The organism is Streptomyces sp. HmicA12 (assembly GCF_000373565.1).
GTDB lineage: Bacteria > Actinomycetota > Actinomycetes > Streptomycetales > Streptomycetaceae > Streptomyces.
Genome location: NZ_KB891802.1, coordinates 138,386 through 151,281, shown reverse-complemented (window position 1 = coordinate 151,281; position 12,896 = coordinate 138,386). Strand labels below are relative to the sequence as shown.

Below are 12,896 nucleotides of genomic sequence, written 5' to 3'. Positions count from 1 at the left end.
CTCTCAGGCGCCGAGGGCCTGCTGGAGGTCGGCCAGGAGGTCGTCCACCGACTCGATGCCGACCGAGAGGCGGACGAGGTCGGCGGGGACCTCCAGCGCCGAGCCCGCCACCGAGGCGTGCGTCATGCGGCCCGGGTGCTCGATGAGGGACTCGACGCCGCCGAGGGACTCTCCGAGGGTGAACAGCTTCGTCCTGTTGCAGACCTCGACGGCCGCTTCCTCGCCGCCGTCGACCTGGAAGCTCACCATGCCGCCGAACGCCTTCATCTGCTTGGCGGCGGTCTCGTGGCCCGGGTGCTCGGGCAGGCCGGGGTAGAGGACCTTGGTGACGCGGGGGTGGCGGGTGAGCATCTCCGCGACGCGCGTGGCGTTCTCGCTGTGCCGGTCCATGCGGACCGGGAGCGTCTTGATGCCGCGCAGGACCAGCCAGGCGTCGAAGGGTCCGGCGACCGCGCCCATCGCGTTCTGGTGGTAGGCGAGGTCGTCACCGAGCGCGTCGTCGTTCACGATCAGCGCGCCGCCGACCACGTCCGAGTGGCCGCCCATGTACTTCGTCATCGAGTGCACGACGACGTCGGCGCCGAGCGCGAGCGGCTGCTGGAGGTAGGGGCTCGCGAAGGTGTTGTCGACGACGAGCCTGGCGCCGGCCTCGCGGGCGACCTGGGCGACGGCGGCGATGTCGGTGATGCCGAGCAGCGGGTTGGACGGGGTCTCGACCCAGATCGCCTTCGTCTTCGGGGTGAGCGCGGCGCGTACGGCGTCGACATCACTCGTATCGGCTACCGACCACTCCACGCCCCAGCGCGAGACGACCTTCGCGAACAGGCGGAACGTGCCGCCGTACGCGTCGTTCGGGATGACCACGTGGTCGCCGGGGGCGAGCAGGGTGCGCAGCAGGCAGTCCTCGGCGGCCAGGCCCGACGCGAAGGCGAGGCCGCGGCGGCCGCCCTCCAGTGCGGCGAGGTTCTCCTCCAGCGCGGTACGGGTCGGGTTGGCGCTGCGGCTGTACTCGTAGCCGCCGCGCAGGCCGCCGACGCCGTCCTGCTTGTACGTGGAGACCTGGTAGATCGGGGGGACCACGGCGCCGGTGACGGGGTCGGGCGTGTTTCCGGCATGGATGGCGGTGGTCTCGAAGCCTCGGGGGGCGTGCTGGTTGCCGTGCGTGTCGGTCATGGGCCCGAGCGTAGAGCTTGCGCGGGCCTCATCTCCGCTCGGTTAGCTTTGAAGCATGGGAATTCTCTGGGGGCTCATGGCCGTACTGATGATCGCCTGGGTGGTGATGCTGCGCCGTCGTGGCGGCATCCGCCAGGTGGCGCCGGGGTCGCCGGACGCCGCGGATCCGGCCGATTACGGATTCCTTCGGCAGGAGGAGCTGGACGTCCGGCTCCCGGGCCCCGACCAGGACCTGCTCGACGTCATGGCGGTCGTGCAGCGCAATCAGGATTTCACCGCCGCTTCGCAATTGCTCGCCGGAACCGGCAAGGAGACCGAGGCCCGGTGGGAGCGGGTGCAGGCGATCGCCGGTGCCGCCGCCCTCGAACTCCAGCAGACGCCGCGCATCGGTGCCGGCTGGCTCCACGCGTGGCGCTCCCAGCAGCCCAAGGACGCGGGCGGGGCGCAGGTCTTCGCCGAGTTCCTGGTGCAGCAGGCCTGGCGCAGCGGCGGCACCGAGGACGAGCAGCGGATCATCCTGGAGGAGGCGCGCGGCGCCTGCGACCAGGCATCGCTGCTCGCGCCCGGTGACCCGGTCCCGCACATCACGCATCTCGCGGTGGCCCGGGGCCTCGGCTACTCGCAGGCGGAGTTCGAGCAGGTCTGGCTGAAGATCCTGGACACCGCGCCCGGCCACATGGGCGCGCACCTCGCGGGCCTGCGCTACTGGTGCGAGAAGTGGCACGGGTCGCGCGAGCAGGCGTTCGCGTTCGCGGAGGCCGCGGCGGCGCGCGCCCCGCGCGGCTCCCTGCTCGCCGCACTCCCCCTCTTCGCGCTGTACGAGCACCTGCCCGACGTGAACTTCGTGCGCGGGTTCTACGAGAGCGAGGTCGTCAGCAAGGCGCTGCACGGCGCCCTGTTCGCGGTGTCCGCGGCCCGGCCCGACGACCCGATGCTCGCCCACGTACGCCACCTGCTGGTGTTCTTCCTGGTGCGCGCGGAGCGCTGGTCCGAGGCCATGCAGCAGCTGGTGCACGTGGACGGGCACGTGGGCGCCGTCCCGTGGACGGCCGAGGCGGACCCGGCGGCGTCGTACGCCGTGTACCGGGCGCTCGCGGTGGCCGGGTACGAGGCGAACGGGGGGAGTCCGGCGACGCTGTCCGCCTGACCCCGGCCGCGGCTCCGGCCCGAGGAATCTGAACGGCCTCCCGGGCGTTGGACGTACTGACATCGACGCCCCGGAGGCACCACCCATGGCACTCTTCGGCCGAACCCCGGTTCTGCCCACCCCCGACCAGGCCCTGCGCGGCCGTTCCGAGCCCGAGTTCCCGGTGCCGGAGCGCCACACGGTGCTCGGCAACCCGCTGGTCGGCCCGTACCCCGAGCACCTGGCCGTGGCCGACTTCGGTCTGGGCTGTTTCTGGGGTGCCGAGCGCAAGTTCTGGCAGACGCCGGGCGTGTGGACGACGCTCGTCGGCTACCAGGGCGGCTTCACCGAGAACCCGGCGTACGAGGAGGTCTGCTCGGGCCTGACCGGTCACACGGAGGCGGTGCGCGTCGTCTTCGACCCGTCCGTCGTCTCGTACGAGCAGCTCCTGAAGGTCTTCTGGGAGAACCACAACCCGACCCAGGGCTTCCGCCAGGGCAACGACGTGGGCACCCAGTACCGCTCGGCGCTCTACCCGCACACCCCCGAGCAGGCGGCCTCCGCGGAGGCGTCGCGCGAGGCGTACCAGCAGGTCCTCACGGGGGCCGGGCACGGCAAGATCACCACGGAGATCCTCCCGGCGGAGGGGCGCACCTTCTACCCGGCGGAGCCGTACCACCAGCAGTACCTCGACAAGAACCCCGACGGGTACTGCGGCATCGGCGGCACGGGCGTGAAGCTGGGCGACCCGTTCGAGACGAACTGGGGCGTGTCCTGCCCGACGGGGATCGCGCCGGCGCCCGAGGTGCCGAACCCGTAGCACCGGGAGTCTCTCGCTGTGTCTGACACTGCCGTGACACCGGCCCCGCCGAGGACGGCGTGTCGGATCACGGCGTGTCGGATCACGGCGTGTCAGATGACGGCGAGCCGGTCCACCAGCAGCTCGACCCGTGACACGCCCTCCTCCACCGGTAGCCGTCCCGCCCGGGTCAGGGTCGCCACGCCGTGCAGGGACGCCCAGAACACCTCGGTGAACAGCCCCGGGTCGACGCCGTCCCCGGCCACCTCACCAAGGCACTCCAACAGCGCGGCGAAGGCGTCCTTCAACGGCTCCGGGGTGTCCTCCTGCGCGTACGCCAGACCGCCGTCGAGCTGGAACAAGGCGTCGTAGACCGCCGGATGGCGCGCGGCGAAGTCGAGATAGGCGCGGGCCAGCGCGGTGACCCGGGCGCGCGTGCCGTCCGCAGCGGAGGTCGCGGCCCGCACCGCCGCGGCCATCTCCGTGGCGCCCTGCAGAGCGACGGCGCCGATGATCTCCCGTTTGCCGCGGAAGTGGCTGTAGAGAACCGGCTGGCTGTACTCGATGCGCTCGGCGAGCCTGCGGGTGGTGACCGCGTCCCATCCCTGCTGCTCGGCTAGTTCGCGGGCCGTCGCCACGATGAGGCGCTCTCGGCCCGCCCGTTCGCGCTGCTTGCGTTCCTGTACCGACATGATTCGATCCTAGCACCGCTAGACAATGTAGCGGCAGCAGTACTAGCGTTGCCTCATCGGCTAGCAGCGCTAGATCCTGGGGGAGTCAGTCATGCTCAACGCACTTGAGATCGTCACCACCGTGCTCGTCGGCCTGATGGTGGGAGTGGAGTTCTCCGTCGCCTTCGTGATGAACCCGATCTTCAGCGCCCTTCCCGACGACAGCAACCAGAGCGCCCGAAGCCATGGCGGCCGGATGCTCGGCCGTGTCATGCCGTTCTGGTACATCGGCTCGCTCGTCCTCGTCGTGGTCTGGGCCTTCGCCGGACGGCACCACGGCGGCACCGGACTCGTCATCACCTCCGGCGCGCTGCTGATCCTCAGCGTGGTCATGTCGATCCTGCTGCTCGTCCCGATCAACAACCAGGGCAAGACGTGGACCACCGAGAACCGGCCCGCCGACTGGAAGGACCAGATGAAGCGCTGGGACCGCTACCACTACGTCCGCGTCGCCGTCATCATCGCCGCCTTCGCCCTGCTGGTCATCGCCCTCGCCTGAGCCCACGGGCCCCGGTCACGCCGACCGCCGACCCCTGCCCCACCCTGCCCCACCCAGCCCCGCCCCGCCCGGTCCGAACGTCGAAGGAGAAGCACCATGTCGCTGAAGAACGTCAACACCATCCTGGCCACCGCCATCACCCTGTTCGTCCTCTACCTCGGGCTGACCTTCATCCTGGCCCCCGAGACGGCCACGCCGGGCGTCGGCCTGCCGAGCTGGCCCGCCGGCGACGGCGGCGGCTTCCTCGTCATGAAGGGCATCCGCGAATTCGCGATGGGCCTGGTCATCGCCATCCTGCTGCTCACCGGCCACCGCCGCGCCCTGGGCCTGGCCCTGCTGATGGAGGCCGTCGCCCCGTTCGGCGACATGATCAACGTCCTGACCCACCACGGCTCGCTCGCCGCCGCGTTCGGCATCCACGGCCTGACCTCGGCGCTGATAGCGATCACCGGCGTGCTGACGCTCCGCGAGACGGGCAAGGCGCGCAAGGTCCCCGCCGTGACGCCCGCGGTGCGGCCCGCTTGACGGCTACGCGCCCCGAGGGGGCCCGGCCACACGGCCGGGCTACCCCTTGTCGCCCTTGAGCGAACCGATGAACGGGGCCCACGCGGCGGCACGGACGACCAGCGTGGGCCCACCCGGGTTCTTGGAGTCGCGGACCGGGACGATGCCGGGGAGATTGTCGGCGACCTCGACGCATTCCCCGCCGTCGCCGTTGCTGTAGCCGCTCTTGAACCAGAGCGCGTCACTCAAGTCGGTCCGGCTGCTTGCCATTTCGGTATCCCTCTGCGACTGCCTTGATCATGGCCAGGGACGCGTCCGGCGCCTGCGCGACGGCCCTGAGCCGATCGTATGCCTTGCGGTACTGCTTCACGAGAGCCGGATCGTCGATGGTGGTGCCGCTGTATGAGGCCTCCGTGTAGACCAGCGGCGGCGCATCGGGGAAAGCCATGACCATGAGGGACGCCGCCATGAGGGGATACGGCGCACTCTTCCGCAACACGATCTGCGGAACGATCCGGTGGCGGTCGGCCAACTCCGCTATGTGGTCGAGTTGTTCGGCCATCTCGGGCGCCGGGACCACCGGGTCCGTCAGCAGCGATTCGGGCAGGATCGCCCAGTACTCCGGGGTGTCGTGGCTGTCGCCGAAGAGGCGCGCGCGGGAGAGGCGGGCAGTGGCCTTCTCCTCGATCCAGTCATCGGCGGCCATGGGATGGGCCGCCCTGACCAGCACCCGCGCGTACGGAGCCAGTTGGAGCAGACCTGGGAAAGTGCTCGGCGACCACAACTCGATGGTCTCCGCATGCCGCGAGCGCGCGCAACTGTCCCGCGTCGCAGGCCCAGACGTGGACCACCGGACACTCCGCGTCCAGGCCGGCGACCAAGGGAAGCCTTGGATGGCAGACCCACCGCGCGACGGGGTCCCCACTGCTGATCCGTGTGCGTGCCAAGACCTCGATAGCTGTCATCCGGACACCGTAGTAGGGACTACTCCACGTCGATTCCGTAGTCCCGGACCAGTTGTTCCAGGCCGCCCTCGTACCCCTTGCCGCCGAGAACGAAATCCCAGTCACCGTTCGGCCTGCGCCGGAATGAGCCCAGTACCAGAGCCGTCTCACGCGGTCGGCCGTCCGAGACGTCGAGGCGTCCGAGTTCGGTCATCGTGGGATCGAGCAGGCGGATCTCCGCGCCGGTGAAGCCGGACAGGTCGGCATCGGGATTGAGCTCCGGGTCGATGGCGGCGACAAGTACCAAGCGGTCCGCGGCATCCGGCAACGAGTCGAAGGAAACGCGGAGCCCCGCCTTGTCCGGTGGCGAGGCCGGAAGCATGTGCACCGAGTCGTCGGGCGTGCGGTGGTTGTTGAAGAAGACGAAGTGGTCGTCGCTCAGGACCTGGTCACCGCGGCAGACGAGTGCGCACACATCGAGCGCGGCATCACCGTCCCAGGACATGCCCAGCACGTTGTAGTCGTCGGGCAGCCGGTATGCGTCGTCGGACGGCTGTGGCGCCGGGGTACTCGCGCGGCCGCGTTCCCCAAGACGTCCGGAGAGTCCGTTCCGGTGCAGCAGGTCGACGAGTTCGGGCCCCGAGATCAGCTCCAACGGCTTGCCGTTGGCGAAGGCGTGCGAACCGGGCCCGAACCCCGAGGTGGTGACCAGCACCCCTTTGTTGGCACCCGCGTCCTGAACGGTCCCGTACAGGTCACGTACCGCGGTCGGTGGGACGGTGCCGCGGTAGCGCTTCACCTGCACCACGATCTTGCCGCCGCGGATGGGGGTCGGGTCCAGTGCGTCGACATCCACCCCGCCGTCGTTCGAACGCTGGGTGGTGACCGCCTGCATTCCCATGGCGCGGAAGAGTTCCGCCACGAGTGACTCGAAGCGGATCGGATCCATCTCGAAGAGGTCCGGCTCCTCGTCGCTGCCGTGAGATACGACGCGATTGCCGACGTCGAGCGGTCGCCGTACCGGTCTTACCGCCACAAGCTGGTCCGGCCGTGAGGCGAGCTGTCCCCGTAACGCGTCGGTCAGGCAGCTGACCGCTTCGACCTGCGCCAAGTGCAGCTCGCCGAAGGTGGATCGCGACGCCATCACCGTCGTCAGGAAAATCTCACCACGCCGCCCCGTCGCGGGATCGGGCTCGTCCACGAATCCGTTCAGCACCACGGAGTCGAGCACGACGAACTCATCGGCGGCGAACAGTTCATGCAGCACGAGCAGCGCGCATTGCGCGAGGACTTCCCGGTACAGGCCACGCCGTTGGGTCACCGGACGAGCTGTCTCCTTGTCCTGGTCCAGCGAGGCCACATAGCGCACGGACTTCGTCTCAGGGACGACGTCGTACCGCGGCAGTTCCCAGTCCAGGACCAACTGGTGCGCCGCGGAGTCATAGGCGGCTGATATCTGACGGGGAAAGCCGTCCGGCCATGCCTTCGAGGCGTAGAGCGCGGCGGAGAAGTACTCCACGACAGCATCAGGCTCTCGCCTCCGGACCCCGTCGATCGCTGCCGCGACGCCTGCGTTGTGCCTGCGCACTTCCGCCAGCTGCCCCTCGGCCCACTGCGTGTACTCCCGCTGGTACGCGGCGAGTTGCTGCTGCCGTTGGGTCTCGGCGGCCTGCGCGTCCCGCCAGTCCCGCTCGAACCGCGCCTGAGCCTCGGCCTGCGCCTGCGCACGTCGGTGTGAGGTCCAGCCTCCGTGCGCCTGGTACTGATGCTGCTGCGGCATGGGCAAGGGTTGCGCCAGTGACCCTGGTGAGAACGGCTGCACTTCCTCGGCACGCCTCAATGAAGCGGCCCGGAACACCGGCCCCCGGCACCCGGTGCCCAGCAGCGCCCGTAACGCGTCGACCTGTGCGTCCAACGCCTCGGTGCGTCGCCGCGCCTCCGACTGTCTGTACTCGCGCTGGCCTTGGGCGGCGCGTCGTCGATAGGCCTCGGCCTGCCGGGCCTCCTGGCTGCGCCGCCTGGCGTCAGCCTCCGCCTGGAGTTGTTGCTGACGCTGCATTTCGGCCCAGACGCCGACAAAGCCAGTAGAACGACGACTCATGCGCTGCATGCCCTCCCCGTGACGCCGACACCGCCAGAACGCTTCTGGTTGTCCCCACAACCAGGAGCGAGGGAACGACTTCAGCCACCGGACGCCTCCCCCATATCAACTTGCCAGAGGCATCTCCTGTGGGCCATGGCTCCGCATGAACGAAATGAGCTGCCGGCCACGGAAAACCGCTGGCCCAAGTCCGCGCCGCCGCACCACCCTGTACGTCATGACCACCCCGAAGCACCAGATCCGAGCCCGGTACACGGAGTCCACCGTCACCGTCTATCAGGCCTACTCCCCCGAGCTCGGCCTGCCCGCCGCGCGTGACGGGCGTTTTCCGGATGCCTGGAAGCGGGACCGCATGACGTGGATCAAGCCCTCCTTCCTGTGGATGATGTACCGCTGCGGCTGGGGCGCGAAGCCGGGGCAGGAGGTGGTACTCGGATTGGAGATCGCGCGGGAGGGGTTCGAGTGGGCGCTGCGGAACGCGTGCCTGTCGAGTCACACGCGCGGGCTGCACGCCGACCAGGCTTCCTGGCAGCGGGAGTTGAAGCGTTCACCGGCCCGTGTGCAGTGGGACCCGGAGCGGGATCTGCGTCTGCGGGCGCTGCCGCACCGGTCGTTGCAGCTCGGGCTCTCCGGGGAGGCGGTGCGCCGGTACGCGGACGAGTGGACGGTGTCCGTCGAGGACGTCACGCCGCTCGCCCGCGAGGTTCAAGGAGCCGTCGCCGCGGGGGAGTTGGAGAAGGCCGCTCGGCTGGTTCCTGCCGAGCGGCCCTATCCCACCGAAGGGCTGGAGCTTGGGCACCTCGTGGCGTAGCCGGTAGGGCCTCGCTCAGTTCGACGAGGTCAGCGCGGTGAACTGGCCGGGCTCGTACGAGCCGCCCTGGTTGTGCACGATCACGTTCATCCGGGTCGCCGCGTTGATCAGGGAGACCAGGCAGACCAGAGTGCCGACCTGGTCGTCGTCGAAGTGCTTGCGCACCGCCGCCCAGGTCTCGTCGCTCACGCCCCGGTCGCCGAGCAGGGTCCCCTCCTCGGCGAGCGCGAGCGCCGCCCGCTCGGCCTCGGTGTACACGCTGCTGTGCCGCCAGGCGGACACGAGGTTGACGCGGACCGTGCTCTCACCCGCGAGAGCCGCCTCCTTGGTGTGCGCGTCGACGCAGAAGCCGCAGCCGTTGAGCTGGCCGACCCTCAACTGCACCAGTTCCTGAAGGGACTTGGGGAGGGTGGAGTCCGCGAGCGCCAGAGAGGCGTTGAAGAAGCGCTTGGCGACCTTGGCGGCGGTCGGGCTGTCGAAGAGGTTGAAACGGGGTTCCATGGTGTCGTCCTCACTCGTGCACCGGGTGGTGTCGTGCGCTGTTGCGCTGACGTACACAAGACCCCGGCCGCCCGGCCTCCGTGACGGCTCCGCACTGTGGTGAACGGCACCGCGCGCGGGTGTCACAGAACGGCGGGCACCGGTGTCGGCATCAGCGGCGACTGTCCCGCTTTCTCCTTCTCTTGCGGAATTGCCGTTCGGAATGCCGGACAGCCTTCGATTTCTCGTACCGATCTGCGTCAAAGATCTTGACCACTCCCGTCACGGACTTCTTCACTGGCCACCGCAGCCGCCCCCGCGACCCCAGTGACCCGTGACCCCCGAGGACTGAGACGCATGCCTCCCACTCGCAACGGACGACACTCCCAGCTCTCCCGGCGCCACCTCCTCGTCACCGGCGCGGTCGCCCTCGCGGCAGCCGGCCTCCCCGCGCCGGCCGCGCTCGCCCGTGGCCGCAGCAAGGACGACGCCGCGTACGAGGGGTACCTCTTCGTCTACTTCACCGGTGAGGGCACCGCCGACGGCGAGCAGATTCATCTCGCCCTCAGCAAGGGCAACGACCCTTTGCACTGGCGGGAGTTGAACGGCGGGCAGCCCGTGCTCACCTCCGCCCTCGGCGACAAGGGCGTGCGCGATCCCTTCGTCATCCGGTCGCCCGACGGGGACAGGTTCTTTCTCATCGCCACCGATCTGCGGATCTACGGCGGGGCGAGCTGGGACTACGTCCAGCGGCACGGCAGCCGGTCGATCATCGTGTGGGAGTCGACGGACCTGGTGGAGTGGTCGGAGCCGCGGTCCGTGCAGGTGTCCCCGGAGACCGCCGGCAACACCTGGGCGCCAGAGGCGTATTGGAGCGAGGAGCTCGGCTCGTACGTCGTCTTCTGGGCGTCGAAACTGTACGAGGAGAGCGATACGGAGCACAGCGCGAACACGTACAACCGGATGCTGTACGCGACGACCGACGACTTCGTGACGTTCAGCGCGGCCAAGGTGTGGAACGACCCCGGGTACTCCGTCATCGACTCCACCGTCATCGCGCACGACGGGACGTACCACCGCTTCACCAAGGACGAGCGGTCCGCGTCGCAGTCGCCGTACGGGAAGTTCATCCTCCAGGAGCGGTCGGACGACCTGCTCGCCACTTCGTGGCGGACGGTGGCCGAGGGCATCGGCATGGGCTCCATGGCGCAGGGCGAGGGGCCGCTGGTCTTCAAGTCCAACACCGAGGAGAAGTGGTACCTGTTCATCGACGACTACACCGCCACCGGGTACATGCCGTTCGAGTCCACCGACCTGGCGGGCGGGAAGTGGACCAAGTCCGCCGAGTACCGGCTGCCCTCTGCGCCGCGCCACGGCACCGTCCTCCCGGTGACCGGTGCCGAGTACGACCGGATCGCCGCGAAGTGGGGCGTCGCGCCCGTGCTCGCGAACGAGGACGGCCTCGTCGCGCACTGGCCGCTGGACGGGAACGCGAAGGACATCTCGGGGCACGGCTACCACGGCACCCTCAGCGGGGACACGAGCTGGTCGGACGGGGCGCTGGTGCTCGGCGGGGCGAGCGGGCACGTGAAGCTGCCCGAGAACATGCTGGCCGGGGTGGACGCGGTGACCGTGGCCGCCGACGTGTGGGTGGACGAGGACCAGCGGACGCCCTACTTCCTGTACGGGTTCGGGAACACCGGCTCCGACGGGAAGGGGAACGGGTATCTCTTCGCGACCGGAGGCAGCGCCGAGAGCGGCTTCCGCGCCGCGCTCACCGACGGCAACTGGAGCAAGGAGCAGGAGGCGAAGGCCAACTCCGGCCTCTCACGGGGGCGTTGGGTCAACGTCACGTACACCGTCGACGGCGGCACCGCCCTGCTCCACCTCGACGGCCGGGTCGTCGCGCGCAACACCGCGATCAGCCTCATGCCCTCGGACATCGGCGGCGGCCGCACCACCGCCAACTACCTGGGCAGATCCCCGTACACCTCCGACCACACCCTGAAGGGCCGGCTGCGCGACGTCCGCCTCTACAACCGCGCCCTGTCCGCCGACGAGATCGCCGCGCTGCCCGCCAACGCGACCCGTGTCCGGGGCGTGGAGCTGGCGGAGCTGAAGGTGCCGGCGGTCATCGACAGCGCGGGTGACGGCGGGACCGTCGTGCTGCCGGTGCGGCCCGGCACCGATCTGCGGCGCCTGCGCCCGGAGTTCACGCTCGCGCCCGGCGCCCGGATCAGCCCGGCGAGCGGGCGGAAGACGGACCTGCGCAGCCCCGTGACGTACACCGTGACCTCGGCCGAGGGCGCGCGGAGGAAGTGGAAGGTGTCGGCCGTGGAGATGCGTACGCCCGTGCTGCCGAAGTATCACGCGGACCCCAACATCGTTGCCTTCGGCGGCACTTACTACCTCTACTGCACCACCGACGGCTTCGACGGGTGGAGCGGGACCAGCTTCGGCGTGTGGTCGTCGAAGAACCTGGTCGACTGGACCGACCGCGGTGTCATCCTCGACCTCGGCAAGGACGTGAGCTGGGCGGACGCGCGCGCCTGGGCGCCGACCATCGCCGAGCGCGACGGCACGTACTTCTTCTACTACTGCGCCGAGGCGAAGATCGGGGTCGCGACCTCCCACTCCCCCGTCGGCCCGTTCACCGACAGCGGCAAGGTCCTGATCGCCGCGAACCCGGACGGCGCCGGGCAGGCCATCGACCCGGCCGTGTTCATCGACGAGGACGGGCAGGCGTATCTGTACTGGGGCAACAGTTCGGCGTGGGTGGTGCCGCTGAACGACGACATGGTGTCGTACGACCCGTCAAAGGTACGAGAGATCGAGGGACTTGCGGACTTCAGGGAGGGGCTCTTCGTCGTCCGGCGCAAGGGCACTTACCACCTCACGTACTCGATCGACGACACCCGCAGCGAGAACTACCGCGTCGGGTACGCCACCGCCGACTCCCCCTACGGCCCGTTCACGAACCACGGTGTCGTCCTGGAGAAGGACCCGGCGCAGGGCATCCTCGGCACCGGGCACAACTCGATGCTCCAGGTGCCCGGCACCGACGACTGGTACATCGCCTACCACCGGTTCGCGATCCCGGACGGCGACGGCACCCATCGGGAGACCACCATCGACCGGGTCGCGTTCGGCACGGACGGGCTGATGAAGCCGGTCACCCCGACGCTGGACGGGGTGCGCCCGCGCCGCATCCCGTAGCACGGGACCGGGTCAACTCGGCGTCAGGATCTCCATGTTGTGCCCGTTCGGGTCCTCGAAGTAGGCGGCGCGGCCGCGGCCCCTGGTGCGGATCTCGCCCGGCGTCCGGTGGTGCGGATCCGCCCAGTGCGGCAGGTCCGCGGCCCGGATGCGGGCGAGGATCGCGTCGAACTCCTCGTCCGAGACCTGGAACGCGTAGTGCTGGGGCGTGATGTCGAGGCCGAGCTCGGAGTCGTCGAGGGCGCGCTCGTAGTAGTCGAGCGTCACCCCGTTCGCCACCACGACCGGAGTGAACGGGCCGTCCGGCGGGCCCACTTGCAGACCGAGCAGATCGGCGAGGAAGCGGGCGGACGCCCGCTGGTCGTGGGCGGCGACGATGGTGTGGTTGAGTTCGACGGGCACGGCGGGCTCCCTCATCGGTGGCGTCGACCGGGTCGCGGTGACGTACGGCCACGCTAGGGATCAGGGCCGCCGGACCACATCCGCCGTACGGTGCCCGCGCGTTGGGCCCT

The 12,896-nt window shown here is 69.6% G+C and carries 12 protein-coding genes and 1 pseudogene; 6 read left to right on the top strand and 7 right to left on the bottom strand.

Annotation, left to right across the window (positions count from 1 at the left end):
• Nucleotides 1–3 precede the first annotated feature (3 nt).
• The gene (locus B072_RS0111530) at nucleotides 4–1,173 is read right to left on the bottom strand and encodes a cystathionine gamma-synthase (RefSeq protein WP_018530097.1); all 1,170 of its coding nucleotides are present in this window, start codon (nucleotides 1,171–1,173) and stop codon (nucleotides 4–6) included.
• A gap of 55 nt (nucleotides 1,174–1,228) precedes the next feature.
• On the opposite strand from B072_RS0111530, the gene B072_RS0111525 reads away from it, so the two are divergent.
• Both B072_RS0111525 and msrA read left to right on the top strand, forming a co-directional pair.
• Entirely contained in the window at nucleotides 1,229–2,320 is a 1,092-nt protein-coding gene (locus B072_RS0111525; RefSeq protein WP_026245710.1) for a hypothetical protein, read from the top strand.
• A gap of 85 nt (nucleotides 2,321–2,405) precedes the next feature.
• Nucleotides 2,406–3,119 carry a peptide-methionine (S)-S-oxide reductase MsrA gene (gene msrA, locus B072_RS0111520; RefSeq protein WP_018530095.1) on the top strand — a complete coding sequence of 238 codons (714 nt, stop codon included), beginning with the start codon at nucleotides 2,406–2,408 and terminating at the stop codon, nucleotides 3,117–3,119.
• Nucleotides 3,120–3,211: 92 nt separating this feature from the next.
• On the opposite strand, the gene B072_RS0111515 is transcribed toward msrA, so the two are convergent.
• Complete coding sequence (locus B072_RS0111515) at nucleotides 3,212–3,790, bottom strand: TetR/AcrR family transcriptional regulator (RefSeq protein ID WP_018530094.1); 579 nt, start codon at nucleotides 3,788–3,790, stop codon at nucleotides 3,212–3,214.
• 91 nt (nucleotides 3,791–3,881) lie between these two features.
• On the opposite strand from B072_RS0111515, the gene B072_RS0111510 reads away from it, so the two are divergent.
• Both B072_RS0111510 and B072_RS0111505 read left to right on the top strand, forming a co-directional pair.
• Entirely contained in the window at nucleotides 3,882–4,328 is a 447-nt protein-coding gene (locus B072_RS0111510) for a DUF1772 domain-containing protein (protein ID WP_018530093.1), read from the top strand.
• Nucleotides 4,329–4,424: 96 nt separating this feature from the next.
• Entirely contained in the window at nucleotides 4,425–4,853 is a 429-nt protein-coding gene (locus B072_RS0111505; RefSeq protein ID WP_018530092.1) for a DUF4267 domain-containing protein, read from the top strand.
• Nucleotides 4,854–4,892: 39 nt separating this feature from the next.
• Here the strand turns inward: B072_RS0111505 and B072_RS0111500 are convergent, their stop codons facing one another.
• The 3 genes and pseudogenes from B072_RS0111500 to B072_RS0111490 all read right to left on the bottom strand — a co-directional run bounded on the left by B072_RS0111500 (nucleotide 4,893) and on the right by B072_RS0111490 (nucleotide 7,877).
• Nucleotides 4,893–5,102 (bottom strand): DUF397 domain-containing protein, encoded by a 210-nt coding sequence (locus tag B072_RS0111500; RefSeq protein WP_026245709.1) that lies wholly within the window; start codon nucleotides 5,100–5,102, stop codon nucleotides 4,893–4,895.
• A pseudogene (locus tag B072_RS42985) lies at nucleotides 5,074–5,637 on the bottom strand (DUF5753 domain-containing protein); the annotation flags it as partial. The pseudogene B072_RS42985 and the gene B072_RS0111500, both read right to left, overlap by 29 nt.
• Nucleotides 5,638–5,816: 179 nt before the next feature.
• Nucleotides 5,817–7,877 (bottom strand): restriction endonuclease, encoded by a 2,061-nt coding sequence (locus B072_RS0111490; RefSeq protein ID WP_026245708.1) that lies wholly within the window; start codon nucleotides 7,875–7,877, stop codon nucleotides 5,817–5,819.
• Nucleotides 7,878–8,094: 217 nt separating this feature from the next.
• Between B072_RS0111490 and B072_RS0111485 the strand changes: the two genes are divergently transcribed.
• A complete protein-coding gene (locus B072_RS0111485) occupies nucleotides 8,095–8,688 on the top strand; it encodes a DUF4291 domain-containing protein (RefSeq protein WP_018530088.1) in 594 nt (197 codons plus the stop codon).
• 15 nt (nucleotides 8,689–8,703) lie between these two features.
• Here the strand turns inward: B072_RS0111485 and B072_RS0111480 are convergent, their stop codons facing one another.
• Nucleotides 8,704–9,189, bottom strand: coding sequence for a carboxymuconolactone decarboxylase family protein (locus tag B072_RS0111480; RefSeq protein ID WP_026245707.1), 486 nt, complete (start codon nucleotides 9,187–9,189; stop codon nucleotides 8,704–8,706).
• A 336-nt stretch (nucleotides 9,190–9,525) separates the two neighbouring features.
• Here B072_RS0111480 and B072_RS49765 point away from each other — a divergent pair, with 336 nt between their 5' ends.
• The gene (locus B072_RS49765) at nucleotides 9,526–12,384 is read left to right on the top strand and encodes a family 43 glycosylhydrolase (protein ID WP_018530086.1); all 2,859 of its coding nucleotides are present in this window, start codon (nucleotides 9,526–9,528) and stop codon (nucleotides 12,382–12,384) included.
• A gap of 12 nt (nucleotides 12,385–12,396) precedes the next feature.
• Here the strand turns inward: B072_RS49765 and B072_RS0111470 are convergent, their stop codons facing one another.
• Nucleotides 12,397–12,786 (bottom strand): VOC family protein, encoded by a 390-nt coding sequence (locus B072_RS0111470; RefSeq protein WP_018530085.1) that lies wholly within the window; start codon nucleotides 12,784–12,786, stop codon nucleotides 12,397–12,399.
• Between the last annotated feature and the right edge of the window lie 110 nt (nucleotides 12,787–12,896).

Bases quoted from the DNA above. Each gene is read 5' to 3' on its own strand.
- B072_RS0111530 (WP_018530097.1), bottom strand. From the start codon at position 1,173: ATGACCGACACGCACGGCAACCAGCACGCCCCCCGAGGCTTCGAGACC.
- B072_RS0111525 (WP_026245710.1), top strand. From the start codon at position 1,229: ATGGGAATTCTCTGGGGGCTCATGGCCGTACTGATGATCGCCTGGGTG.
- msrA (WP_018530095.1), top strand. From the start codon at position 2,406: ATGGCACTCTTCGGCCGAACCCCGGTTCTGCCCACCCCCGACCAGGCC.
- B072_RS0111515 (WP_018530094.1), bottom strand. From the start codon at position 3,790: ATGTCGGTACAGGAACGCAAGCAGCGCGAACGGGCGGGCCGAGAGCGC.
- B072_RS0111510 (WP_018530093.1), top strand. From the start codon at position 3,882: ATGCTCAACGCACTTGAGATCGTCACCACCGTGCTCGTCGGCCTGATG.
- B072_RS0111505 (WP_018530092.1), top strand. From the start codon at position 4,425: ATGTCGCTGAAGAACGTCAACACCATCCTGGCCACCGCCATCACCCTG.
- B072_RS0111500 (WP_026245709.1), bottom strand. From the start codon at position 5,102: ATGGCAAGCAGCCGGACCGACTTGAGTGACGCGCTCTGGTTCAAGAGC.
- B072_RS0111490 (WP_026245708.1), bottom strand. From the start codon at position 7,877: ATGAGTCGTCGTTCTACTGGCTTTGTCGGCGTCTGGGCCGAAATGCAG.
- B072_RS0111485 (WP_018530088.1), top strand. From the start codon at position 8,095: ATGACCACCCCGAAGCACCAGATCCGAGCCCGGTACACGGAGTCCACC.
- B072_RS0111480 (WP_026245707.1), bottom strand. From the start codon at position 9,189: ATGGAACCCCGTTTCAACCTCTTCGACAGCCCGACCGCCGCCAAGGTC.
- B072_RS49765 (WP_018530086.1), top strand. From the start codon at position 9,526: ATGCCTCCCACTCGCAACGGACGACACTCCCAGCTCTCCCGGCGCCAC.